The organism is Nocardioides sp. Bht2 (assembly GCF_047308515.1).
Classification (GTDB): domain Bacteria; phylum Actinomycetota; class Actinomycetes; order Propionibacteriales; family Nocardioidaceae; genus Nocardioides.
Map to the genome: position 1 here is coordinate 803,305 of NZ_JBLBWI010000001.1, position 22,128 is coordinate 825,432.

Sequence of the window (22,128 nt, forward strand, 5' to 3'; positions counted from 1 at the left end):
GGTCAGGCGACGGTCACCAGGACGTCGCCCTCCTGCACGACGTCACCTGCGGTCACGCGGATCTGGCGCACAGTGCCGCCGACCTCGGCGAGCACGGGGATCTCCATCTTCATGGACTCCAGGAGGATCACCTGGTCCCCGACTGCCACCTTGTCACCGATCTCGACAGTCACCGACATCACGTTGGCCACCATCTCGGCGACGATATCTGTTGCTTGCTCCCGCATACCTTGAACTTACTCGCCCCCGACCATTACCCGCAGGTACGCGGGCCGGTGAATGAATCACACCGCGGATGGGGGCAGCGGCGACGTCACCGGCTCAGAGCAGCGGACTGAACCGACGCGGCTCCGGACGGACCGCCAACGCCTCCTCGGCCCGGCGGGCACGGGCTCCGCGGGGACCGGTCAGACGCTGGTCCAAGCGGACCACCGCGTAGCCCAGGGCGAGGCCCGGCAGCACCGAGTAGACGATGATCAACAGCGCCTCGAGCCAGCCGGTCTCCGGATTCAACAGAACCGTGGCGACGTTGCTGGTGGCTGCGACTCCGAAGACGCAGAGCCACCATCCCTGACGCCGACGCGCACGCATGTGGCAGCCCCAGAGCAAGGCCGGAACACCGACCAGCGTGACGATCGGGCGCGGCACCGCGCCCAGCTCGGCACGCCACCAGCGGACCGCGTCGAAGACCGGGTCGAGCAACGCCGGCGAACCGTAGCGACGGAAGACCTCGGCGTAGGTGATCGCCACGATCACCAGGCCGCCGCCGACCAGAAGCATCACCAGGCCGCGGCGTCCGACGCCGTGGAAACCGGCACCGAGACGGAAGACCAGTCCGAGCGCCAACAGGAAAGCCAGGGCGAGGGTGACGAAGTCGAAGGCGTCCAACGAGGCGTGCGGCCGCATCCCGACGACGGCGAACGCACCGACGCCGGAGACCGCGAGTGCGATGAGCACCTCCCGGGCGGCATAGAGGAAGCGGGCCGCAGGCACCGTCAACATCACCGCGAGCACGGTGGTCACCACGGCACTGCCGACGGTCGCGCCGGCGAGCACCGTCTCGTTGCCCCAGACCACCGCCACCAGACCGTAGAGCAGGGCCAACGCTCCGGCCACCACAGGTCGGCCCCCGGTGCGGGCGGCGAGCGCTGCGGTGAAGCCGCCGGTGATCGCCACCGCTCCCGCCTGGTCCAGCCACTGCGGACCGAACTCGGCGATGCTCAGCAGCTCCGCGAGGAAGCCGACGACCACCAGAACGGCGACGACGCCCCACAACGAACCAGCCCGGGGGCGACGGGCCACCCCGGCTCGGGCCAGACGTGACGGCGGTCGTTCGGCCGCACGCTTCCCGGGGGCAGATCGGCTGGACACAGGCGAAGGTTACCCGGCGGTCGGTCGACGGTTGGCGAGCGAGGGGTTGGCCGCGCGGGCGGTGGCCACCGCGTCCGGGTCGAGGAGTGCGCTGAGCACCTGTTCACCGGCGCCGGCCCGCACCACCACCTCGCCGCGCGGGTCGACCACCATCGAGTGACCGGTATAGCGCGGCCCGGGCTGCCCCACCGCCGCCACGTAGCAGACGTTCTCGATCGCGCGGGCCCGCACCAACGTCTCCCAGTGGTGCACCTTGAGCCGGTGTTCATCCTCGTCGCGGCCGGCGACCCAGGCGGCCGGGATCACCAACAGGTCTGCGCCCTGATCGACGAGCGCCCGGGCCAGTTCGGGGAACCGCAGGTCGTAACAGGTCAACAGCCCGACGGTGAAGCCACCGAGACGGAAGGTGACCGGCGTCCAGCCGCCCGGGGTGAGCCGGTCCGACTCGCGGTAGCCGAACGAGTCGTAGAGATGGATCTTGCGGTACTCGGCGTGCACGGCACCGCGAACCAGCAGCGTGTTGAAGGGCCGGTCCGGGTCGTCGGACTGCTCGAACATCCCGGCGACAACGGTCCGCTGGTCGCTGGCGAACTCTTCGACCGCGGTCGCGAACGGGCCGGTCAACGGCTCGGCGAACTTCGCCAGCTGGTCACGGGGCGACCCGAAATCCCGGGCGAACGCCTCGGGCAGCACCACCAGGTCGGCCTCGGCGACCGCTGGATGGTGGCCGAGCTCGCGCACCGCCGCCAGGTTGAGCGCGGGCTCCAAGGACGAGGCCTGCTGGACCAGCGCGATCTGGACTTGCTCACCCATTCCACTCATACAGCCAGCCTGCCACCTGCAAGGATGCCGACATGACTCCGCCTCCGATCGCTCTCGGTGCCGTGATCCTGGCCGGCGGCACCGCTGCCCGTCTGGGCGGTGCCGACAAGGCCTCCATCGAGTTGGCAGGTCGCACCCTGCTCACCTGGGCGCTCGACGCCGTCATCGATGCCGGCGAGGTCGTGGTGCTCGGCGACTGGGTGCCCACCGAACGTCCGGTCACCTTCACCCGCGAGGACCCGGCGGGGGGTGGTCCGGCGGCCGGGCTGATCGCCGGGCTGGAGGCGTTCAGCCGTCCTCCGCGCAGTCTCGCGGTGCTCGCCGTCGACATGCCGTTCGTGACGATGCGGACGATGGACCGGCTCCGGTCCGGCGCTGAGGGCCGCGACGGCGCCGCGTTGACCGACCTCTCCGGACGCCGCCAACTGGCGATGGTGCTGGACACCGAACGACTACGCGGGGTGATCCCGCCCTACGACGAGCGGCACGGCCTGCCGTTGCATCGGCTGCTGGCGCCGTTGGATCTGATCGAGGTGCCGGGTCGCGACCAGGAGTTCCGCGACATCGACAGTTGGGCCGATCTGGCCGAGGCCCGCGAGCAGTTCGATGCGCCGTTCGACCTGGACTGACGGTCAGGGCCCTTGCCACAACGCCGCCGCCGTACGAATCTGGGAGTTATGAACCTGCACGACTGGATCGATGAACTGTGCGATGTGCTCGACATCGAGATCGAAGTTGATGAGGCTCTGATCCTCGACCTGGCGCGCGACGCCGCGCACAATGTGGTCCGCCCGGCGGCCCCTATCTCCACCTTCCTCCTGGGCTACGCGGCCGGTGCCGCCGGCGCCAGTGTGGAGGAGCTGGAGCAGCTCGCCGCCCGGGCCACCGCGCTCGCCGTCAACTGGGAACGCCCCGCCGATGCGCCCGATCCGGACGACGTCGACGACCCGATCCCCGACGACAGCGCGGTCGACCACAGCGCCGACGTCGCCGACGCCACCCCGGATGCGGCCGAGGACGATGACCAGGAGGAACCGGAGGAGGCCACCGTCCGGTAACGGGCCGCCCACAACCTTCAACCCGGGACACTAGGCTCGACACCATGCGCGCAGTGATCGCCTCCCAGCCGGGTGGCCCCGAGGTCCTCTCCGTCGTCGATCTTCCTGACCTGGTTCCGGGGCCCGGCGAAGTGGTGATCGCCGTGGCCGCGGCCGGCGTCAACAAGGCGGACACCTTGCAGCGTCAGGGGTTCTACCCGCCGCCACCCGGCGAGTCCGACGTCCTCGGCCTGGAGTGCAGCGGCACCATCGCCGCCGTCGCCGACGACGTCACCGGGTGGGCGGTCGGTGACCGGGTCTGCGCTCTGCTGGCCAGCGGCGGCTACGCCGACCAGGTGCGGGTGACGGCGGGCCAACTGCTTCCCGTCCCGGACGGCGTCGACCTCATTGAGGCGGCCGCGCTCCCCGAGGTCGCCTGCACGGTCTGGTCGAACGTCTTCATGTTGGCCGGATTGCAGCCGGGTGAGCGGTTCCTGGTCCACGGTGGCGGCGGCGGGATCGGCACCTTCGCCATCCAGTTGGCCACCGCGCTCTCGGCGAAGGTCTTCACCACCGCCGGGTCGGCGGAAAAGCTGGCGGTCTGTGCCGAACTCGGCGCCGACGTCACCATCAACTACCGCGACGAGGATTTCGTCGAGGTGCTCACCGCGGACGGCGGCGCCGACGTCATCCTCGACAACATGGGCGGCAAGTACCTGGACCGCAACGTCACCGCACTCGCCACGCAGGGCCGACTGGTGATCATCGGTATGCAGGGCGGCGTCAAGGGCGAGCTCAACATCGCCAAGCTGCTCAACAAGCGCGGCGCGATCCTGGCCACCTCGTTGCGTGGGCGTCCGGCGGAGGAGAAGGCCGCCATCTGCGCGTCGGTGGCCGAGCACGTATGGCCGCTGATCGCTTCGGGCGAGATCCGGCCGATGGTGCACACCGTGCTTCCTCTCGCCGAAGCCGGGCGGGCCCACCAACTGCTCGACGACAGCGCACACGTCGGCAAGGTGCTGCTCAGTATGGTGGGGGCATGAGCGAGCAGCAGGATGCCGAGCAGCACGTGGTCGTAGTCGGTCCCGACGGTCAGCCGATCGGAACCATCCCCGCCGACGCGCTCAATCAGGCCGAGGACCAGGGGTCCGAGGAGAGCGAGCGCCACATCACCGAGCTGGTGGAACAGCCGGCCAAGGTGATGCGGATCGGGAGCATGATCAAGCAGCTCCTCGAAGAGGTGAAGGCCGCGCCCCTCGACGAGGCGAGCCGGAACCGGTTGAAGGAGATCCACAAGTCCTCGATCAAGGAGCTGGAGGCCGGTCTGGCCCCCGAGCTCGTCGAGGAGCTGGAGCGACTCTCCCTCCCGTTCGCTGACGACGCGGTGCCCAGCGAGAGCGAGCTGCGGATCGCGCAGGCGCAGCTGGTCGGCTGGCTCGAGGGTCTCTTCCACGGCATCCAGACGGCGATCTACGCCCAGCAGATGGCGTCGCGAGCGCAGCTGGAACAGATGCGTCGGGCCCTGCCGCAGGCGCCCGGCGGTCAGCCCGGTCACCCGCTGCAGCCCGGGGCGCCGGGGATGGGCCAGCAAGCACCGCACGCCGCCGAGGAGAGTGGCGACTCGCCCCACAACGGCGGCATGTACCTCTAACTCCCTCCGCCGAGGTAGCCGGCGCCGTTTGCCCGTCCGCTTTCGGGGGTACCTCCCGATATGCGGATCTTCTGGCTACTGATCGCGTTGGTCGTGGGAACCACGGCCTGCGGGGTGGTCAGCCAACCGGATCAGAGCGCATGGCGCGACAGCGCGGTGCACAGCCTGGAGGACGCCTCCGCTGCGCTCGCCACCACCCGCGTCGTCGTCACCGAGCAACGCCGCGGCAACCTCCCGGTCCGGTACGCGGTCACCCTGCTGAGCGGGAAGGAAGAGGGGCTCGCCAAGGCGGAGAGCAGCCTGGCCACGCTGCAACCACCCGACGCCGACCGCCAGCGTTCGAGTGATCTGCTCACGTTGCTCGGCGAGGCCGTCGACGCCCAACGGGAGGTGCGCGTCCTGGTCGTCGACCGGGATCCGGTTCCGGAGACCCTGCTCCGGGAGATAGACACCCTGATCACCGAGCTCGACCGTGCGGCGGGTGAGCTCGAGTGAAGCGCTATCTTGCCGTCGCACTCGGCGTGCTCACCGCGATCGGCGGCTTCGTCGACATCGGAGACCTTGTCACCAACGCGCAGGTCGGCGCCCGGTTCGGAATGTCGCTCGGCCTGGTCGTCGTGGTCGGGGTCATCGGCATCTGCGTCTTCGCGGAGATGTCCGGCCGGATCGCGGCGGTCAGCCAGAGGGCCACCTTCGACCTGATCCGAGAACGGCTCGGCCCACGGATCGGTCTGCTCAACCTGTTCGGGTCGATGGCGGTCACCCTGCTGACCTTCATCGCCGAGATCGGGGGTGTGGCGTTGGCTCTCAGCCTGGTCTCCTCCGTGCACTACCTGCTGATCGTTCCGTTCATCGCGCTGCTGCTGGCAGCCCTGCTCTGGCGGGCGAAGTTCTCCTTCCTGGAGAACTCGCTCGGGCTGCTCGGCCTGGTGCTGATCGTCTTCGCGGTCGCGGTCTGGCAACTCGGGCCGGACTGGAGCGAACTGAGCTCGCAGCTGGTGACCGCGGACAAGCCGGAAGCCGAGTCCTGGCTGACCTACTCCTACTTCGCCGTCGCTCTCTTCGGTGCCGCGATGACGCCCTACGAGGTCTTCTTCTTCTCCAGCGGCGGTGTCGAGGAGCGCTGGTCGAGTCGCGACATCTCGGTGATGCGCACCAACGTCTTCATCGGTTTCCCGCTCGGCGGGGTGCTCTCGCTGGCCATCGCCGCAGCAGCCGGACTGACCCTGCAACCTGCCGGGATCACCGTCGACAGCCTCGGCGAGGTGGGGCTGCCGGTCGCGATCGCGCTGGGCAAGGTCGGTGTCGCCTTCGCGATCGTCGGCTTCGTGGCGGCGACCTTCGGCGCCGCCTGCGAGACCGGGCTCTCGGTGGGCTACAGCCTGGCCCAGTACCTCGGTTGGCAATGGGGCAAGTACGTCCGGCCTGCTCAGGCCGGAGCCTTCCACGTCACCATGTTGACCTGCACGTTGATCGGGGTCGGCGTACTGATGACCGGCGTCGATCCGATCATGGTCACCGAGTTCTCGGTGGTCTTCTCCGCAATCGCCCTTCCGCTCACCTACTTCCCGATCCTGCTGATCGCCAACGATCCCGACTACCTGGGCAGGCATGTGAACGGCCGGTTCGCAAACGCGTTGGGTTCGGTCTATCTGATCCTGGTCTGCGTGGCGGCGGTTGCCGCGCTCCCCTTGATGATCGCGACGGGAATGGGCTCATGACCGCAGAGCTGGAGTGGGCAGACGGCGCCTACGACGCCGCGTTGCATCTGTTGGACCGGCAGATCGTCGACGTTGACGGGCTGGCGGTGGCCAAGGTCGACGACGTCGAACTCACCCCGGACGGCGACGATCTGGTCGTCACCGGCCTGCTGACCGGCCCGGCCGCGCTGATCCCCCGCCTAGGCGGGCGCGCGGGCGGATGGTTGCTGCGCCATTACGGAGCGGTGAAGGTGACGCAGGCTCACCCCACCGATCCCAGCGTCGTCGACATCGCCCAGGTGGCGACGGTGACCTCGCAGGTCGCATTGTCGGTTGCTCGCAGAGGGCTGCTTCGGCCCCGCGACGATCGCGCGCAGCGCCACCGGGTCGGGCAACTGATGACCAGCACGGTGCGGCTACCCGACGGGTTGCATGCCGGCCGGGTCCTCGACGTCCGCCTACGACTGCAACCGGGGAACGGTGCTCTCGCCGTCGCCGGGCTGGTGGTAGACCGGCACAACATCGGCGGCCTGCTGGGCTACGACCGCGCGAAGGTCGACGGTCCGATCATGGTCTCGGCGCTGTTGCGCCGGCTCCACCGTCGCGCCCGCTTCGTGCCGATCGAGCACGCCGTCATCGATTGGGAGAGCCGGGAGCTCACCGTCGACCTGGTCCGCCACGGCGAACCGTTGACGCCGGCGCGGTGAACCCGGCGACGCACGTGTACTCCCGTGCGCGCTGGGTACCGGACCGGTGTCCAACCACTCAGAAGGAGGCCTCATGGGTATCGATGACAAGATCCACAACAAGGCACAGGACCTCACCGGACGGGGCAAGGAAGCCGTCGGTGCGGCCACCGACAACGAGTCCCTGAAGTCCGAAGGTCAGGCCGACCAGGCCGAGGCTGGGATCAAGGGCAAGATCGAGGACCTCAAGGACAAGGCCAAGGAGGCCAAGGACGAGGTGACCAAGAAGGTCAACGACATCCTTTGATCAACTGGCCGGACGTCGAGCGGGCAGGCGCCGTCGCACGTGACGGCACCGCCCGGCTCGGCGGTGGCCTCCTGGCGGCCGCCACCGCGCTGATCGCCAAGGCACGGACCGCCGCCAAGCCGCTGCATCCACGCGGCGAAGTCTGGACGGCTCGGTTCGCCCCGGCACCCGACCTCTCCCGACATCCCGACGTCGTCTGGCTCACCGATGTCATGACAGACCGGGTGGAACTCCGGGTCTCGACCGCGATCGGGCTCCGCCCCGGTTGGCCGGACGTGGCGGGAATAGCCCTCCGATTCTCACTCGCGGATCGTCCGGTCGGCGGGCGCCATGTCGCGCTGCGTAGAGCCGATCTGCTCCTGGCCAGTACCGGGACCGGACCGCTGACCCGTTTCCTCCTAGCGCCGACTCGCCATCCGGACCAGCACCGGCTAACCACGCTGCTTCCCTACCGCGGCACGGCACACCCCGTCGTCTTCGCGCTCAGCCCGCAACCGTCGGGGACCGTCGGCGCAGCCCCCGACTACGAGTTCGCCGTTGCGCACGGCACCGGACCTTGGCGCCTCTGCGGTCGCCTGCGGCTGGGCGAGAGGGTCCAGCGCGAGCTCGACTTCGACCCGATCGGCAACCTTCCTCCTGGGCTCGATCAATACTCCTGGGTCAGGCTGCTCCGCAGCCCTGCCTACCGCACAGCGCGACGCCGGCACGCCGAATGACCCGCCTGCGCAGGACCTCCGCCGACCAGGTCGGGTGGACCCGGCGCAGGTCCGGGCGCGGTTTCCGCTACCTCGACGCCGACGGCGCCTCGGTGCCCGGCAGGGAGCGCGACCGGATCCAACAGCTGGCCATCCCGCCCGCGTGGGAGGAGGTCTGGATCTGCCCCTATCCCAACGGCCATCTCCAGGCCGTCGGCACCGACCAGGCCGGACGTCGTCAGTACCTGTACCACCCCGCGTGGCGTGAACAGCGCGACGCCGAGAAGTACCTGCGCGCCGCTGAGTTGGGTCGCCGTCTCGGCCGGACCAGGACGCGCGTCGGACGCGATCTCAACGCAGACGGCGTCAGCCTCGAGCGCGCCTGCGCGACAGCGTTCCGGCTGCTCGACCTCGGTTGCTTACGGGTCGGGAACGACATCTATGCCGACGAGTACGGGAGCTTCGGCCTGACCACGCTCGAACGCCGCCACCTGCGCCGTCGTGGCAAGAAGATGCTCTTCGACTTCGCCGGGAAGTCAGGGGTCGAACACCATCTGGAGATCGACGATCCCGAGGCGGTGGAGGCGCTCTCCGTCATGCGACGCCGCCGGACCGACGACCCATCGCTGCTGGCATTCCGCGACGGTCGCCGCTGGCGCGCCCTCAACTCGACGCTGGTGAACGCCTACATCGCCGAGGTGACCGGGCTAGGCGTCAGCGCCAAGGACTTCCGCACCTGGCACGCCAGCGTGGTGGCGGCCTCGTCGCTGGCGATGAGCGGCGTCCAGACAGCCGCAGCGCGCAGGCGTCGTGCCATCCGGCAGGCGATGGAGGACGCCGCGGCCCTGCTCGGCAACACGCCGACACAGGCCCGCACCTCGTACGTGGACCCACGCCTGATCGACCTCTACGAGGAGGGCAGCACGATGGATGCCCGGCTGGCCGCCCGGGCTGCGGGCGAGGCGATCTCGCGACCCGCGGAGCTCGCGGTGCTGCGGCTCCTGGGCTGAGTTCACCGGGCAGGCAAACGGGCCACCGGGTCGTCCCAGTGGCCCGTTCGCGGTGCGGGTGTCAGTCGTTGCGCTTGTCGGTCAGCTCACCGGTCCGCAGCCGGCCGCCCTGGTCCTCCAGGTGCGCGCGGACGAACCAGTGGAAGAGCTCGAGCTTGTCGGCCTGGCCGATCAGCATGTCCTGGGTCACCGGGTCCAACTCCTCAAGCGCGGTGATCCCCTCCCGGTGCGAGGAGACGACGCCCTGGTAGACGACGTCGAGCGCGGCCAGGTGTTCCTGGGTCGGTGCGCGGCCGATGTCGTAGTCGTTCCAGGTCCGCGCCTCGACCAAGGCTCCTGGGGTACCCCACGGTGCGCCGCCGAGCGTGGCGATCCGTTCCGCGGTGGCGTCGGCCATCGCTCGGACCTGGTCGACCTGGGGGTCGATCATCTCGTGGACCGCGATGAAGTGCGGCCCGACCACGTTCCAGTGCACGTGTTTGAGCGTCAACTGCAGGTCGTTGAGGGCGTGCAGCCGCCCCTGCAGGATGTCGATGATGGTGCGGGCACTCTTCTCGTCGAGACCCGGGACGGTGTAGTTCAGGTTCGCTTCCGTTGCCATGCCCCTGCGGTACCCAGAGTCGGGCACGCCATGCATGGCCACCTCAGCGGTAGGTGAGGCCTTCGCCTTCGAGATGCGAATGCTCGTTGAACGAGACGACGCTGGTCCCGCGTCCCCCGACCACGACCTTGGTCACCGAGGTGTTCACCACGACCTTGTTCAGCTGCGACCAGAGCGTGGGCCGCGGTCCTTCAGGCTCCAACAGTGATGCCGTCACCGAGGCGATCGGTCCTCCGGAGGTGATCACCACCGCGGTCTCGGTGCGGCCCATCGAGAGCACCACCCGGCGCAGGGCTCGGGTCACCCGCTCCCCGAAGGTCCCGAAGCTCTCCGCGTACCCCTCGGTCGGTGCCGCGCCGTTGGGGTCGTCGATCCCGATCCACCGGTCGGTGGCCAACTCGAACCACTGCTGGAACTCGGCCCGGGTCGGCGACTCACCCTCGAACGGAGCGGGCACGAGATCGAGCATGGCCAAGTGGTCGTACTCGTCCCAGCCCTCGTCGCTGCGGACGTTCAGGTCGCTCCAGCCGGCACCGTCGAAGAGGGCTTCGCAGGTCTCCCGGTGGCGCTGCATCCCACCGATCACGACCCGGTCCGGCTTGACCCCGCGCCGCGCCATCGCAGCCCCGAGGATCCGGCCCTGCTCCCACCCCAACGGGGAGAGCACGTCGTAGTCGTCGGTCCCCCACGACGCCTGGCCGTGACGAACCAACAGCAGCTGACCCATCAGCGGTCCGCCTGCTCAACCGATCGGCACATCGTCGCCATCAGTCCCTCTGTTCGGTGTGCGTGGGGCCACGCACTGGTGCGTTCGTCATTGTGTTGCATAACCGACAGAGCGCGGAGGCTTTCCTTCAAAGTTACTGGCGGTTCAGCTTCGCCGCCTGACGCCGCATCACCGCGTTGTATCCGGCGCGGTCGTCGGCCTTCAGCGCGATCGCAGCGCGCGCGGCATCGTCGGGCACGATGATCTCCTCGCCCCGCTCGACGCCCTCCACCACGGCAGCCGCGATGTCAGCCGCGGTCAGTCGCGATCCTTCGACCAGGCTCCGCATCACCTCGGTCAACGCCGAGTCGGCACCGGCGACGTCGTTCATCAGGTTCGTCTGGAAGTAGGACGGCGCCACCACCGAGCAGCCGACCCCGTACTCGGCGAGCTCGTGCCCGGTCGTCTCGCTCAACGCGACGACGGCGGCCTTGACGGCGTTGTAGGCGCCCATCCCGCCGGGGTGGACGAAGCCGGCCAGGGAGGCCACGTTGACGATCCGGCCGGACTGCTGGCGCTTGAAGAGCGGGACGAACTCGGTGAGCCCTGCGACCATCCCGAAGAGGTTGATCTCGAAGAGCGTGCGCCACTCGTCGACGCCGGCCACGTCGAGCCGCCCACCACCTGCGATCCCGGCGTTGTTGACCAAGAGGTCGACCCCGCCCCAATTCCGCTCGACCCAGTCGCGGGCTGCGGACCAGTCGTCCGGCGAGGTGATGTCCAGGGCCAGGTGGTGCGTGCGCGAGCCGACGCCCGCCGGGTCGCGATCGGTAGCGAACACCCGTGCGCCGCGGCTCTGGTAGGCATCGGCGAGGGCGGCCCCGAGACCCGATCCGGCACCGGTGATCAACACGCGCTTCGTATCGGTGGACGTCATGGGGCGACCCTACGTGTCCGTCCCACCGTGCGTGGTCTCGACAAGCTCGACCACCGGGTAGGCGCACAACCGTTGATCGAGCTTGTCGAGATCAGCACTGGGAACGCAGAACGCCCCCGAGCAAGGGCTCGGGGGCGTTCGTCAGCGATCTGCGGATCAGGCGGGCAGGCCCTCGCCGGCAGCGCGCTCACGCAACCAGGCGGTGGGCTCGAAACGCTCGCCGTACGCGGCGGCAAGTTCCTCGGCGCGCTTGATGAACGCCCCCAGGCCGATCTCGCCGTCAGCGCCCTCGTAACCGGTCATGAACTGTGCGGCACCACCGGTGTTGGCCGGGAAACCGATGCCCATGATCGAGCCGATGTTGGCGTCGACCGACGAGGTCAGCACGCCCTCCTCGAAGCACTTCGCCGTCTCCAGCGCCTCGATGAACATCATCCGGTCCTTGACGTCCTGGAACGGGATCTGCTCCTCGGCAGGCGGGAACGTCTCGGTGATGCCGCTCCACAGACCCGTCCGGCGGCCGCCGTCGTAGTCGTAGAAGCCACCACCGGCAAGACGCGACGGGCGACCGATCTCGATCATCTTGGTGATCACGTCGCCGGCCGGGTCGTTGCCCAGCTCGATGCCGTCGCGAGCCGCGGCGTCCGCGGTCGCCTTGCGGATCTTCGCCATCAGCTCCATGTTCAGCTCGTCGCTGATCTGCAGCGGACCGACCGGGTAGCCGGCCTGGGTCGCGGCACGCTCCACCGACATCGGGCGCACGCCCTCGCCGAGCATGGCCAGGCCTTCGTTGATCTGGGTACCGATCACCCGCGAGGTGTAGAAGCCACGGCTGTCGTTGACCACGATCGGCGTCTTGCGGATCTGCTGGACGACGTCGTACGCCTTGGCCAGCGCCTCGTCGGAGGTCTCCTTGCCGCGGATGATCTCCACCAGCGGCATCTTGTCGACCGGGCTGAAGAAGTGCAGACCGATGAAGTCGGCCGGACGGTCGATGCCGCCGGCGAGCTCGGAGATCGGCAGGGTCGAGGTGTTGGAGCAGAGCAGCGCGTCGGGGTTGACGTGCTCGGCGATCTCGGCGAACACCTTCTGCTTGAGCGCGACGTCCTCGAAGACGGCCTCGATCACCAGGTCGCAACCCTTGAGGTCGGCCGGGTCGGCGGTCGGGGTGATCCGAGCGAGGAAGGCAGCCTTCTTCTCCTCGGTGCTGCGGCCGCGCTTGATCGCCTTGTCCAGCAGGCTCTCACTGTAGGCCTTGCCCTTCTCGGCGTTGGCCTGCTCGACGTCCTTGAGCACGACCTCCATACCCGCCTGGGCACAGACATAGGCGATACCGGCGCCCATCATGCCGGCGCCGAGGACGCCGACCTTGGTGGCCTTGTACTTCTCGATGCCGTCGGGACGCTGCGCGCCCGAACCGATCGCCTGCAGGTCGAAGAAGAAGGCCTGGATCATGCCCTTCGACTGCTGACCGACGACCAGCTTGGTCAGGTAACGCGACTCGATCCGCGACGCGGTGTCGAAGTCGACCTGAGCACCTTCGACGGCGGCCGAGAGGATCGCCTTCTGGGCCGGGAAGTCGGCACCCTTGAGCTGCTTGCGGAGCAGCGCCGGGAAGGCCGGCAGGAATCCGGCGAGGGCCGGCGAGGACGGCAGGCCGCCCGGCATCCGGTAGCCCTTGCGGTCCCACGGGTTGAGCGCCGCGTCGGCGTTCTCCTTGTTGGCGGCGATCCACGCCTTGGCGGCCGGGATGAGCTCCTCGCGGGTCGCGACGAGCTCATCGACCAGACCCTTCTCCTTGGCCGTGGCCGGGTTGAACTGCGGGCCCTGGAGCAGGACGTCCATCAGCGCGCTCTGCAGGCCGAGGAGACGCACCACGCGGGTGACGCCGCCACCACCGGGCAGCAGGCCCAGCGAGGCCTCCGGCAGCCCGACCTTGACCGAGCGGTCGTCGACGGCGATGCGGTGGTTGGTGGCCAGGCAGATCTCGAAGCCACCGCCGAGGGCGGCGCCGTTGATCGCGGCGACGACGGGGCGGGGGAACAGCTCGATCCGGCGCAGGCCGGCCTTGACGTCCTCGGCCATCGCGAAGACGTCCGCGGCGTCGTCCTTGGTGGTCTGCACCATGGACTTCAGGTTGCCGCCGGCGAAGAAGGTCTTCTTGGCCGAGGCGATCACCACGCCGGTGACGTCGTCGACCTCGGCGTAGAGCCGGTCCACAGCCTCGTTCATCGAGGAGCGGTACAGCTCGTTCATGGTGTTGGCGCTGGCACCCGGGTCGTCCAGGGTGAGGGTGACGATGCCGTCGGCGTCGCGCTCGTAGCGGACCGCGCTCTGGTTGTTCTCAGTCATTTTCTGGTGAGTCCTTCGAGTTCCGGGTCCGGGTCAGACGAGTTCGACGATGGTGGCGATGCCCATGCCGCCGCCGACACAGAGCGTGGCGAGGCCGCGCTTCAGGTCGCGGCGCTCAAGCTCATCGATGAGGGTGCCGAGGATCATCGCGCCGGTCGCACCGAGCGGGTGACCCATCGCGATCGCGCCACCGTTGACGTTGGTGATGTCGGAGGTGATGCCCATGTCGCGCATGAAGCGCATCGCCACGGCGGCGAACGCCTCGTTGATCTCGAAGAGGTCGATGTCCTCGACGGTGAGGTTGGCCTTGGCCAGCGCCTTGCGGGCGGCGGGAGCGGGGCCGGTCAGCATGATCACCGGGTCGGCGCCGGAGACGGCTGCCGAGACGATCCGGGCGCGCGGGGTCAGGCCGAGGTCCTTGCCGACCTGCTCGGAACCGATCGCGACCAGCGCGGAGCCGTCGACGATGCCCGAGGAGTTACCGGCGTGGTGGACGTGGTTGATCCGCTCGAGCCAGTGGTACTTCTCCAGCGCGACGTCGTCGAAGCCGGCGTCGGCACCGAGCTGGGCGAAGCTCGGCTTCAGGGTCGAGAGGCTCTCCACCGTCGTGCCGGGGCGGATGAACTCGTCGTGGTCCAGGATGGTCAGGCCGTTGAGGTCCTTGACGGGAGCGACCGACTTGGCGAAATAGCCGTTGGCCCAGGCCTTGGCGGCACGCGCGTTGGACTCGGCGGCGTAAGCGTCGACGTCCTCGCGGCTCCAGCCCTCGATAGTGGCGATCAGGTCGGCACCGATGCCCTGCGGGACGAAGCTCGCCTGCAGCGCGGTGGCCGGGTCGGAGGCCCAGGCGCCACCGTCGGCACCCATCGGAACGCGGCTCATCGACTCGACGCCACCGGCGACGATCAGGTCCTCGAAGCCACCGCGGACACGGGATGCGGCCTGGTTGACGGCCTCCAGGCCCGAGGCGCAGAAGCGGTTGAGCTGCACACCGGCCGTGGTCTCGGGGAGACCGGCCTTGAGCGCGGCGGTCTTGGCGATGTCACCACCCTGGTCACCGATCGGGGAGACAACACCCAGCACGACGTCGTCGATGCGCTCGGTATCGAGGTTCGGGTTGCGATCCCGCAGCTCGTCGATCAGGCCCACCACCAGATCGACAGGCTTCACCTCGTGCAGCGAGCCGTTCTTCTTACCCTTACCTCGCGGCGTACGAATGTGGTCGTACACGAATGCTTCTGCCATGACCATCCCTAGAGTCGGTACCTGATTGCTGGCGCCACCTTGCGGCACCACCACCATAGATTGTGACACTATTGGTGTCAGCGTGGTCAAGAACAGTGTCCTGAGTCACAAAATGAGGTGTTTGCATTGTCGGATCTGACCGGAGCCGCGGAGCTGCTGACCCTCGACGAGGTCTGCGAGCGGCTCGGCATGAGCGTCCGCAACGTCCGCTTCTACACCTCCCGCGGCCTCGTCCCGCCGCCGCTGAAGCGCGGCCGCCAGGGTTACTACGATTCGACCCACGTCGCCCGCCTGGAGCTCGTCAACGAGTTGCAGGCCCACGGGTTCACCCTGGCCGCGATCGAGCGCTACGTGGCGCGGATCCCGGAGAACGCCACGCCCGACGCGATCCGGCTGCACCGCACCCTGCTCGCACCCTGGGCCGCGGGCCACCCCGGGGTGATGCACCGTAGCGAGCTGGACGCCCGCGCCGGTCGCAGCATCAGCGACCGGGAGATCGAGGTGCTGCACATGCTCGACGTGATCGCGCCCCACCAGGCCGCCGACGGCGAGGAGCCCGACGCCGACACCTATGACGTCTCGATCGGCAACCTGGACACCTCGCTCGCATTGATCCGCTACGACTACCCGGCCGAGGCCGCGCTGCTGGCACGGAACCTCTTCGACGAGCACGCCACCGCGATCGCCGACACCCTCAACGAGATGTTCCATACCCTGGTCTGGCCGGCCTACCGGGCCTCAGGCGCCAGCCCCGAGGACCTCCGCACCGCCGTCGAGGCGATGAAGCCGATCACCACAGCCGGCCTGGTCAACGCCTACGAGAAGGCGGTCACCAAGTCGGTGCGGAACCGGATCGAGCGGATGGTCGCAGAGAACGAGCCGGACGGCGCCTGAACGCTCCGCCCGCTCGGCACTAGCCAACCGTGGCACAATCTGTTCGAAGGTCGCACTCTCATGGTCGATATTCGAACGGAGCGGGAGATGGCGTACTACCGAGCAGTCGGCTCATTGCCGAACAAGCGACACATCCAGCATCGCGACGACGCGGGCGCCCTGCTCTACGAGGAGCTGATGGGCGAGGAGGGGTTCTCCTCCGACTCGTCGTTGCTCTACCACCGCACGGTGCCCTCGGCGATCGTCGATTCGCAGCCGTGGGATCTCGGGCCCCACGAGATGGTCGCGAACCACCCGCTGCTCGTCCACCACCTGCGGCTCCACCAGCTGACCGCAGAATTCGACCCGGAGGCGATCGATGCGGTGACCGGTCGGCGGCTCCTGCTCGGCAACTCCGACGTCCGCCTCTACTACGTCCGCACCGCAGCCCCGTCCCCGCTGTACCGCAACGCGATCGGCGACGAGTGCGTCTACGTCGAAGAGGGCTCCGGCGTCGTGGAGACCATCTTCGGCGCCCTCCCCTACCGCCGCGGCGACTACGTGCTCATCCCCCGCGCCACGACCCACCGTTGGGTGCCCGAGACGACGTCGCAGCTCTACGCCATCGAGGCCAACAGCCACATCGCTCCGCCGAAGCGCTACCTGTCGCGCTTCGGTCAACTGTTGGAACACGCCCCGTACTGCGAGCGCGACCTGCACGGACCCAGCGAACTGTTCCTGGCCGAAGGTCAGGACGTCGAGGTCCTCGTCAAGCATCGGGTCGCCACGTTGCCGGGCGGCATCGGTGGCACCCGGATGACCTATGCCGACCACCCGTTCGACGTCGTCGGCTGGGACGGATGCCTCTACCCCTACACCTTCAACATCGAGGACTACATGCCGATCACCGGCAAGGTGCACCAGCCGCCACCCGCGCACCAGGTCTTCGAAGGCCACAATTTTGTGATCTGCAACTTCGTGCCGCGCAAGGTCGACTACCACCCGCTATCGGTCCCGGTGCCCTACTACCACTCGAACGTCGACTCCGACGAGGTGATGTTCTACGTCGCCGGCGACTACGAGGCGCGCAAGGGATCCGGGATCGGGCTGGGCTCCATCTCGCTGCACCCCGGCGGCTACGCCCACGGTCCCCAGCCCGCGGCGATCGAAGCCTCACTCGGCGCCGAGTACTTCGACGAGACCGCCGTCATGGTCGACACCTTCGCCCCGTTGTTGCTCGGCGAGGCCGCCGCCGCCTGTCGGGACGAGCAGTACCCGTGGACGTGGTCCGGCCGCCGACGGAGCTGAACGGAGGGCGCCCGGAACCGCCCGCTGGGTGACCGCCGCGACGGCGTCGGCCGAGAACTGCGACGATAGGCGGCGTGACCACGAAGAAGATCGCCTACCAGGGCGAGCCGGGCGCCAACTCCGACATCGCCTGCCGCGACGTCTATCCGGACTGGGAGTCGCTGCCCTGCGCCTCGTTCGAGGACGCCTTCACCGCGGTCCAGAACGGGGTCGCCGACCTCGCGATGATCCCGATCGACAACTCGCTGGCGGGCCGGGTGGCCGACATCCACCACTACCTGCCCACCTCGGGGCTGCACATCGTCGGCGAGTACTTCCTGCCGATCCACTTCGACCTGCTGGCGCTGCCGGGGACCACCCCGGAGATGCTCAAGACCGTGCGCAGCCACGTGCATGCGCTGGGTCAATGCCGCAACGTGATCAGCAAGTACGGGCTGCGTCCCGTGATCGCCGGCGACACCGCCGGCTCGGCCCGCGAGGTCGCCGAGTTCGGCGACCCGACCGTCGCCGCGCTGGCCCCGCCGCTGGCCGGTGAGGTCTACGGCCTGGTGCCGCTGGCCAGCAACGTCGAGGACGCCGAGCACAACACCACCCGCTTCGTGGTGCTGGCCCGCGAGTCGGAGATCCCCCCGGTCAACGGCGACCTGACGGTGACGACCTTCGTCTTCCGGGTCCGCAACCTGCCGGCCGCGCTCTACAAGGCGCTCGGCGGCTTCGCCACCAACGGCGTCAACATGACCAAGCTGGAGAGCTACATGGTCGACGGCGAGTTCACCGCGACCGTCTTCCTGGCCGACGTCGAGGGCCACCCCGACGAGATCGGCCTGGCCCGGGCGCTGGAGGAGCTGGAGTTCTACACCACCGAGCTCACCGTCCTCGGCGTCTACCCCGGCCACCCGTTCCGCCTGGCCAGCCGGAGCTGAGACGCGACGAGCCCGCCGTCACGATGACAGCGGGCTCGCGTGCGTGCTGGTTGGGCTCAGCGCCCCGAGCGGCGCCCCGTGCTGAAAGAGGCGGCGCTGTGCCCGCCGCCCTGGCCGGACCCACCGGCCTGGCCACCGGCGCGACCGCCGGAGCGGCCTCCGCCACGACGACCGCCCGAGCCGGCACCGGCAGGCTTCTGCGAGCGCTGCTGGCCCTCGCCGCTGCGCTGACTGCGGCCGGGGCCGCCTGCGGCACGCTCGCCGCCGCTGCGGCGTCCGCCCTCGCCCGCGCCGGACTTGGTGCCGCTTCCGGCCTTGTTGTTGGCGTTGGCAACCGACCGCCGGGCGCGTCGACCGTTGCCGGCCGACGTCTTGGGCTGCGTCGCCTGCACGCCTTCGAAGATGATCGCGCCGGGGCGGCTCCGCTCGCCGGGAGCGAGGTCGACCAGCACCGGGTGGCTCGGGCCGTCGATCCGGGTGGTGGTGGGCTTGATGCCCGCAGCCCGGGTCAGGTCCCGGACGTCGCGCACCTGGTCGTCGGTCATCAGGGTGATCACGACACCCTCGTTGCCGGCCCGAGCGGTGCGGCCCGAACGGTGCAGGTACGCCTTGTGCTCGGCCGGCGGGTCGGCGTGCACGACCAGTGCGACGTCGTCGACGTGAATACCCCGGGCAGCGATGTCGGTCGCGATCAACGCGGTCGCCTGGCCGCTGTGGAAGGCGTCCATGTTGCGAGTACGGGCGTTCTGGCTCAGGTTTCCGTGCAGCTCGACGGCGGGGACACCGTTCTTGTTGAGCTGGCGGGCCAGCGCCTTGGCGCCGTGCTTGGTCCGGGTGAAGACCACCGTGCGGCCGGGTGCACTGGTCAGGTCGACGAGGACCGGAACCCGCTGGTCGCGGTGGAGGTGCAGCACGTGGTGGGCCATGGTGGCGACCGGCGACTGAGCCGAGTCGGCCTCGTGGGTCACCGGGTTGTTCAGGAACCGCTTGACCAGGACGTCGATCGCCTTGTCCAGGGTCGCCGAAAAGAGCAGGCGCTGGCTGTTGGCGGGGGTCTTGTCGAGCAGACGGCGGACGGCCGGCAGGAAACCGAGGTCAGCCATGTGGTCGGCTTCGTCGAGCACGGTGATCTCGATGTCGGCCAGGGTGCAGTGGCCCTGGTTGATGAGGTCCTCGAGGCGACCCGGGCAGGCGATGATGACGTCGACGCCCTTCTTCAGCGCCTGGACCTGCGGGTTCTGCCCGACGCCACCGAAGATGGTGCGCGAGGTGAGACCGGCGGCATAGGCCAGCGGCTCCAGCGAGGCCTCGATCTGGCCGACCAGCTCGCGGGTCGGAGCCAGGATCAGCGCGCGGGGTGCGCCGCTGCGGGCCTGGCGCTTCGAAGCGGAGAGCCGAGCGACCAACGGCAACAGGAAGCCGTAGGTCTTGCCGGAGCCGGTGCGGCCACGGCCGAGCACGTCGCGTCCAGCGAGCGAGTCCGGCAGGGTCGCGGCCTGGATCGGGGTCGGCGTAACGATGTCGAGCTTGGAGAGCGCGATGACCAGGTCAGTGGGCACGCCAAGATCGGAGAAGGACTGTGCAGACAAGGGGAATCTCTTCGTTGGTGTTGTCTCACCAAACTCATTCGCTGTGACAGCGAGAAAGTGCCTCGTGATCGAGGGACTGTGGCGCCCGGGGGTTGGAACAACCGTTGGGGGCAACGTCGATCGGGCCACGGCAAGACTGGTCGGCCCGATTACCTGCCACGGTAGTGGATGGCGTCCAGAGAACAGCCATCCGGCGGACGTGAGATCGCCCACGCCCGCCGGATGATGAGGTTTAGGAAAAGCTGAGGACGCCGTCGTCTAGCTCGGACTTCCGGATCGAGCGGACGTCGTGGAAGTAGCTCTGCTTGAGCTTCCAGGGAGCCACGGATCCCTGCTTGGGCAGGCGATCCAGGGCCCGGAGCACGTAGCCGGCCTCGAAGTCCATGAACGGCTCTTCGCCGATCGACGGGTCCCGCCGGGGCACCACGACCGAGGTATTGGTGGCGTCCATGTGGCCAAGGACACGGCAGACGAACTCCGCGACCAGGTCGGCCTTCAACGTCCACGAGGCGTTCGTGTAGCCGATCGTGTAGGCGAAGTTCGGGATGTCGCTGAGCATCAGCGCGCGGTAGGCCATCGTCTCCGGCAGCGGCTTCTTCTCGCCGTCGATGGAGAGCTCGATGCCGCCGAACGCGAGCAGATTGAGCCCGGTCGCGGTGACCACGATGTCGGCCTTGAGCTCCTCGCCGGAGCTGAGCCGCAGGCCGTCGGGGGTGAAGGTCTCGATGGTGTCGGTGGCCACCGAAGCGTCGCCCCGGCTGATCGCCCGGAAGAGGTCACCGCTGGGGACCAGGCAGAGCCGCTGGTCCCACGGACCGTAGGTCGGCTTGAAGTGGACGTCGACCGGGTAGCCGTCGGGCAGCATCTTGGTGGTCATCGCCCGGATCGCCTTGCGGACCAGCTTGGGTTGTTTCTGGCTGACGTTGTAGAGCAGGCTGGCCTGGGCCACGTTCTTGAGCCGGACCAGGTCGTAGGCACGCTTCTCGCCGACCACCTTGCGCAACCGGTTGGCGAGCGGGTCCTTCGACGGGACCGCCAGGATGTAGGTGGGCGAGCGCTGCAGCATCGTCACGTGGGCGGCCCGCTGCGCGGCGTCCGGCTTCACCATCGACGGCACCAGGGTGACGGCGGTGGCGCCCGAACCGATCACCACGACCCGCTTGCCGCTGTAGTCGAGATCCTCGGGCCAGGCCTGCGGGTGGACCACGGTGCCGGTGAACTGCTCCTGCCCGGCGAACTCGGGGCTGTAGCCCTGGTCGTAGTCGTAGTAGCCGCTGCAGCTCCACAGGAAGTTCGCGGTGTACTGGACCTCCTCGCCGTCGACTGTGGCGGTCAGGGTCCACTGCTTCTTCGCACTGTCCCAGTCCGCACCCTGCACGTAGTGCCCGTAGCGGATCCGCTTGTCGACGCCGTACTCGATCGCGGTGTCGCGCACGTACTCGAGGATCGACGGCCCGTCGGCCAGGGCGCGGTCGTCGGTCCACGGCTTGAACCGGTAGCCGAGCGTGAACATGTCGGAGTCGGACCGGATCCCCGGATAGCGGAAGAGATCCCAGGTGCCACCGCTCGCGGCGCGCCGTTCGAGCACCAGGTAGCTCCGGTCGGGGTGCTCGGTGCTGAGCATCGCGGCGGCACCGATCCCGGACAGGCCGGCACCGATGATCAGGACGTCAACATGCTCTGGAGTGGTCACCCGACCGAGCTTACTGAACGAGATTCAATTCGGGAAGGGTCGTGCGGCAGGCACCCGGTCCGATGATTCCGTGTGGCCGGAGGGGTCCACCTGGTACCGACTACCCCTGGAGCGACCATGCCCGCACAACCGACCGCCCGGCTCGACCCCCGCTTCAGCAGCGACGGCGCGGAGGCTCTCCCGTGGCCGACCGCCTCCGATCGGCTGGCCGCCGCGCCGCTCTACTGGCTGACGACAGTGCGTGCCGACGGACGCCCGCACGTCACGCCCCTGGTCGGTCTCTGGACCGACGACACCTTCGTCTTCTGCACCGGCCCCGACGAGCAGAAGCGGCGCAACCTGGCGACCTCACCCGGACTCTGTGTCACGGTCGGCGACAACACCTGGGACGCCGGCCTGGACGTGGTCGTCGAGGGTGACGCCGTCCAGCTCCGTGGCCGCGATGCACTGTCGCCGCTGGCCGCCGCCTACCTGGCCAAGTATGGAGACGACTGGGCGTTCGAGGCGACCGAGGAAGGCTTCGGCGAGGGCGACGACCACGCCGATGTCTTCGTCGTCCGGCCGCACAAGGTTCTGGCCTTCGCCAAGTCCCCGCACGGGCAGACCACCTTCTCCTTCTGAC

At 68.8% G+C, this 22,128-nt stretch carries 24 protein-coding genes; 14 read left to right on the plus strand and 10 right to left on the minus strand.

What is annotated here, in order from left to right:
• Positions 1-2: 2 nt before the first annotated feature.
• The 3 genes from ACLM5J_RS03850 to ACLM5J_RS03860 form a co-directional block, all read right to left on the minus strand.
• Positions 3-227, minus strand: a complete 225-nt coding sequence (locus tag ACLM5J_RS03850; RefSeq protein WP_413654729.1) for a biotin/lipoyl-binding carrier protein — start codon at positions 225-227, stop codon at positions 3-5.
• Between the two features lie 94 nt (positions 228-321).
• Positions 322-1,371 carry a hypothetical protein gene (locus tag ACLM5J_RS03855; RefSeq protein ID WP_413654730.1) on the minus strand — a complete coding sequence of 350 codons (1,050 nt, stop codon included), beginning with the start codon at positions 1,369-1,371 and terminating at the stop codon, positions 322-324.
• 9 nt (positions 1,372-1,380) lie between these two features.
• Positions 1,381-2,184 carry a carbon-nitrogen hydrolase family protein gene (locus ACLM5J_RS03860; protein ID WP_413654731.1) on the minus strand — a complete coding sequence of 268 codons (804 nt, stop codon included), beginning with the start codon at positions 2,182-2,184 and terminating at the stop codon, positions 1,381-1,383.
• Positions 2,185-2,225: 41 nt separating this feature from the next.
• On the opposite strand from ACLM5J_RS03860, the gene ACLM5J_RS03865 reads away from it, so the two are divergent.
• The 10 genes from ACLM5J_RS03865 to ACLM5J_RS03910 all read left to right on the plus strand — a co-directional run bounded on the left by ACLM5J_RS03865 (position 2,226) and on the right by ACLM5J_RS03910 (position 9,279).
• Positions 2,226-2,822, plus strand: coding sequence for a molybdenum cofactor guanylyltransferase (locus tag ACLM5J_RS03865; protein ID WP_413654732.1), 597 nt, complete (start codon positions 2,226-2,228; stop codon positions 2,820-2,822).
• Between the two features lie 48 nt (positions 2,823-2,870).
• Positions 2,871-3,251, plus strand: a complete 381-nt coding sequence (locus tag ACLM5J_RS03870; RefSeq protein ID WP_413654733.1) for a DUF6457 domain-containing protein — start codon at positions 2,871-2,873, stop codon at positions 3,249-3,251.
• Between the two features lie 44 nt (positions 3,252-3,295).
• Positions 3,296-4,273, plus strand: coding sequence for an NAD(P)H-quinone oxidoreductase (locus ACLM5J_RS03875; RefSeq protein ID WP_413654734.1), 978 nt, complete (start codon positions 3,296-3,298; stop codon positions 4,271-4,273).
• Positions 4,270-4,881 (plus strand): bacterial proteasome activator family protein, encoded by a 612-nt coding sequence (locus ACLM5J_RS03880; RefSeq protein WP_413654735.1) that lies wholly within the window; start codon positions 4,270-4,272, stop codon positions 4,879-4,881. The genes ACLM5J_RS03875 and ACLM5J_RS03880 overlap by 4 nt, the downstream gene beginning before the upstream one ends.
• 60 nt (positions 4,882-4,941) lie before the next feature.
• Positions 4,942-5,376: a hypothetical protein gene (locus tag ACLM5J_RS03885; protein ID WP_413654736.1), complete on the plus strand. Its 435-nt coding sequence runs from the start codon at positions 4,942-4,944 to the stop codon at positions 5,374-5,376.
• Complete coding sequence (locus tag ACLM5J_RS03890) at positions 5,373-6,602, plus strand: NRAMP family divalent metal transporter (RefSeq protein ID WP_413654737.1); 1,230 nt, start codon at positions 5,373-5,375, stop codon at positions 6,600-6,602. The genes ACLM5J_RS03885 and ACLM5J_RS03890 overlap by 4 nt, the downstream gene beginning before the upstream one ends.
• On the plus strand, positions 6,599-7,288 hold the full coding sequence (locus tag ACLM5J_RS03895; RefSeq protein ID WP_413654738.1) for a hypothetical protein: 690 nt from the start codon (positions 6,599-6,601) through the stop codon (positions 7,286-7,288). The genes ACLM5J_RS03890 and ACLM5J_RS03895 overlap by 4 nt, the downstream gene beginning before the upstream one ends.
• Before the next feature lie 73 nt (positions 7,289-7,361).
• Positions 7,362-7,574, plus strand: coding sequence for a CsbD family protein (locus ACLM5J_RS03900; RefSeq protein WP_413654739.1), 213 nt, complete (start codon positions 7,362-7,364; stop codon positions 7,572-7,574).
• Entirely contained in the window at positions 7,571-8,290 is a 720-nt protein-coding gene (locus ACLM5J_RS03905) for a hypothetical protein (protein WP_413654740.1), read from the plus strand. Before ACLM5J_RS03900 ends, ACLM5J_RS03905 begins: the two co-directional genes overlap by 4 nt.
• Positions 8,287-9,279: a DNA topoisomerase IB gene (locus ACLM5J_RS03910; RefSeq protein ID WP_413654741.1), complete on the plus strand. Its 993-nt coding sequence runs from the start codon at positions 8,287-8,289 to the stop codon at positions 9,277-9,279. Before ACLM5J_RS03905 ends, ACLM5J_RS03910 begins: the two co-directional genes overlap by 4 nt.
• Before the next feature lie 61 nt (positions 9,280-9,340).
• On the opposite strand, the gene ACLM5J_RS03915 is transcribed toward ACLM5J_RS03910, so the two are convergent.
• From ACLM5J_RS03915 to ACLM5J_RS03935, 5 genes are all read right to left on the minus strand, one after another.
• Positions 9,341-9,880: a Dps family protein gene (locus ACLM5J_RS03915; RefSeq protein ID WP_413654742.1), complete on the minus strand. Its 540-nt coding sequence runs from the start codon at positions 9,878-9,880 to the stop codon at positions 9,341-9,343.
• A gap of 43 nt (positions 9,881-9,923) precedes the next feature.
• Positions 9,924-10,607, minus strand: a complete 684-nt coding sequence (locus tag ACLM5J_RS03920) for a histidine phosphatase family protein (RefSeq protein ID WP_413654743.1) — start codon at positions 10,605-10,607, stop codon at positions 9,924-9,926.
• A gap of 133 nt (positions 10,608-10,740) precedes the next feature.
• Entirely contained in the window at positions 10,741-11,523 is a 783-nt protein-coding gene (locus ACLM5J_RS03925; RefSeq protein WP_413654744.1) for an SDR family NAD(P)-dependent oxidoreductase, read from the minus strand.
• Between the two features lie 156 nt (positions 11,524-11,679).
• Positions 11,680-13,875 (minus strand): 3-hydroxyacyl-CoA dehydrogenase NAD-binding domain-containing protein, encoded by a 2,196-nt coding sequence (locus tag ACLM5J_RS03930; RefSeq protein WP_413654745.1) that lies wholly within the window; start codon positions 13,873-13,875, stop codon positions 11,680-11,682.
• Positions 13,876-13,908: 33 nt separating this feature from the next.
• Complete coding sequence (locus ACLM5J_RS03935; protein WP_413654746.1) at positions 13,909-15,120, minus strand: acetyl-CoA C-acetyltransferase; 1,212 nt, start codon at positions 15,118-15,120, stop codon at positions 13,909-13,911.
• A 117-nt stretch (positions 15,121-15,237) separates the two neighbouring features.
• On the opposite strand from ACLM5J_RS03935, the gene ACLM5J_RS03940 reads away from it, so the two are divergent.
• From ACLM5J_RS03940 to ACLM5J_RS03950, 3 genes are all read left to right on the plus strand, one after another.
• Entirely contained in the window at positions 15,238-16,014 is a 777-nt protein-coding gene (locus ACLM5J_RS03940; RefSeq protein ID WP_413654747.1) for a MerR family transcriptional regulator, read from the plus strand.
• Between the two features lie 87 nt (positions 16,015-16,101).
• Positions 16,102-17,301 (plus strand): homogentisate 1,2-dioxygenase, encoded by a 1,200-nt coding sequence (locus tag ACLM5J_RS03945; protein ID WP_413655006.1) that lies wholly within the window; start codon positions 16,102-16,104, stop codon positions 17,299-17,301.
• A 74-nt stretch (positions 17,302-17,375) separates the two neighbouring features.
• The gene (locus ACLM5J_RS03950) at positions 17,376-18,224 is read left to right on the plus strand and encodes a prephenate dehydratase (protein ID WP_413654748.1); all 849 of its coding nucleotides are present in this window, start codon (positions 17,376-17,378) and stop codon (positions 18,222-18,224) included.
• 56 nt (positions 18,225-18,280) lie between these two features.
• On the opposite strand, the gene ACLM5J_RS03955 is transcribed toward ACLM5J_RS03950, so the two are convergent.
• Positions 18,281-19,783 carry a DEAD/DEAH box helicase gene (locus ACLM5J_RS03955; protein WP_413654749.1) on the minus strand — a complete coding sequence of 501 codons (1,503 nt, stop codon included), beginning with the start codon at positions 19,781-19,783 and terminating at the stop codon, positions 18,281-18,283.
• A 262-nt stretch (positions 19,784-20,045) separates the two neighbouring features.
• Positions 20,046-21,506: a flavin-containing monooxygenase gene (locus tag ACLM5J_RS03960; RefSeq protein WP_413654750.1), complete on the minus strand. Its 1,461-nt coding sequence runs from the start codon at positions 21,504-21,506 to the stop codon at positions 20,046-20,048.
• 117 nt (positions 21,507-21,623) lie between these two features.
• Here ACLM5J_RS03960 and ACLM5J_RS03965 point away from each other — a divergent pair, with 117 nt between their 5' ends.
• The gene (locus ACLM5J_RS03965; RefSeq protein WP_413654751.1) at positions 21,624-22,127 is read left to right on the plus strand and encodes a pyridoxamine 5'-phosphate oxidase family protein; all 504 of its coding nucleotides are present in this window, start codon (positions 21,624-21,626) and stop codon (positions 22,125-22,127) included.
• Position 22,128 lies beyond the last annotated feature (1 nt).

Excerpts from the sequence above, each read along its gene's own strand:
- ACLM5J_RS03850 (WP_413654729.1), bottom strand. The coding sequence starts at position 227 with ATGCGGGAGCAAGCAACAGATATCGTCGCCGAGATGGTGGCCAACGTG.
- ACLM5J_RS03860 (WP_413654731.1), bottom strand. The coding sequence starts at position 2,184 with ATGGGTGAGCAAGTCCAGATCGCGCTGGTCCAGCAGGCCTCGTCCTTG.
- ACLM5J_RS03865 (WP_413654732.1), top strand. The coding sequence starts at position 2,226 with ATGACTCCGCCTCCGATCGCTCTCGGTGCCGTGATCCTGGCCGGCGGC.
- ACLM5J_RS03870 (WP_413654733.1), top strand. The coding sequence starts at position 2,871 with ATGAACCTGCACGACTGGATCGATGAACTGTGCGATGTGCTCGACATC.
- ACLM5J_RS03875 (WP_413654734.1), top strand. The coding sequence starts at position 3,296 with ATGCGCGCAGTGATCGCCTCCCAGCCGGGTGGCCCCGAGGTCCTCTCC.
- ACLM5J_RS03880 (WP_413654735.1), top strand. The coding sequence starts at position 4,270 with ATGAGCGAGCAGCAGGATGCCGAGCAGCACGTGGTCGTAGTCGGTCCC.
- ACLM5J_RS03885 (WP_413654736.1), top strand. The coding sequence starts at position 4,942 with ATGCGGATCTTCTGGCTACTGATCGCGTTGGTCGTGGGAACCACGGCC.
- ACLM5J_RS03895 (WP_413654738.1), top strand. The coding sequence starts at position 6,599 with ATGACCGCAGAGCTGGAGTGGGCAGACGGCGCCTACGACGCCGCGTTG.
- ACLM5J_RS03900 (WP_413654739.1), top strand. The coding sequence starts at position 7,362 with ATGGGTATCGATGACAAGATCCACAACAAGGCACAGGACCTCACCGGA.
- ACLM5J_RS03910 (WP_413654741.1), top strand. The coding sequence starts at position 8,287 with ATGACCCGCCTGCGCAGGACCTCCGCCGACCAGGTCGGGTGGACCCGG.
- ACLM5J_RS03915 (WP_413654742.1), bottom strand. The coding sequence starts at position 9,880 with ATGGCAACGGAAGCGAACCTGAACTACACCGTCCCGGGTCTCGACGAG.
- ACLM5J_RS03920 (WP_413654743.1), bottom strand. The coding sequence starts at position 10,607 with ATGGGTCAGCTGCTGTTGGTTCGTCACGGCCAGGCGTCGTGGGGGACC.
- ACLM5J_RS03925 (WP_413654744.1), bottom strand. The coding sequence starts at position 11,523 with ATGACGTCCACCGATACGAAGCGCGTGTTGATCACCGGTGCCGGATCG.
- ACLM5J_RS03930 (WP_413654745.1), bottom strand. The coding sequence starts at position 13,875 with ATGACTGAGAACAACCAGAGCGCGGTCCGCTACGAGCGCGACGCCGAC.
- ACLM5J_RS03935 (WP_413654746.1), bottom strand. The coding sequence starts at position 15,120 with ATGGCAGAAGCATTCGTGTACGACCACATTCGTACGCCGCGAGGTAAG.
- ACLM5J_RS03945 (WP_413655006.1), top strand. The coding sequence starts at position 16,102 with ATGGCGTACTACCGAGCAGTCGGCTCATTGCCGAACAAGCGACACATC.
- ACLM5J_RS03965 (WP_413654751.1), top strand. The coding sequence starts at position 21,624 with ATGCCCGCACAACCGACCGCCCGGCTCGACCCCCGCTTCAGCAGCGAC.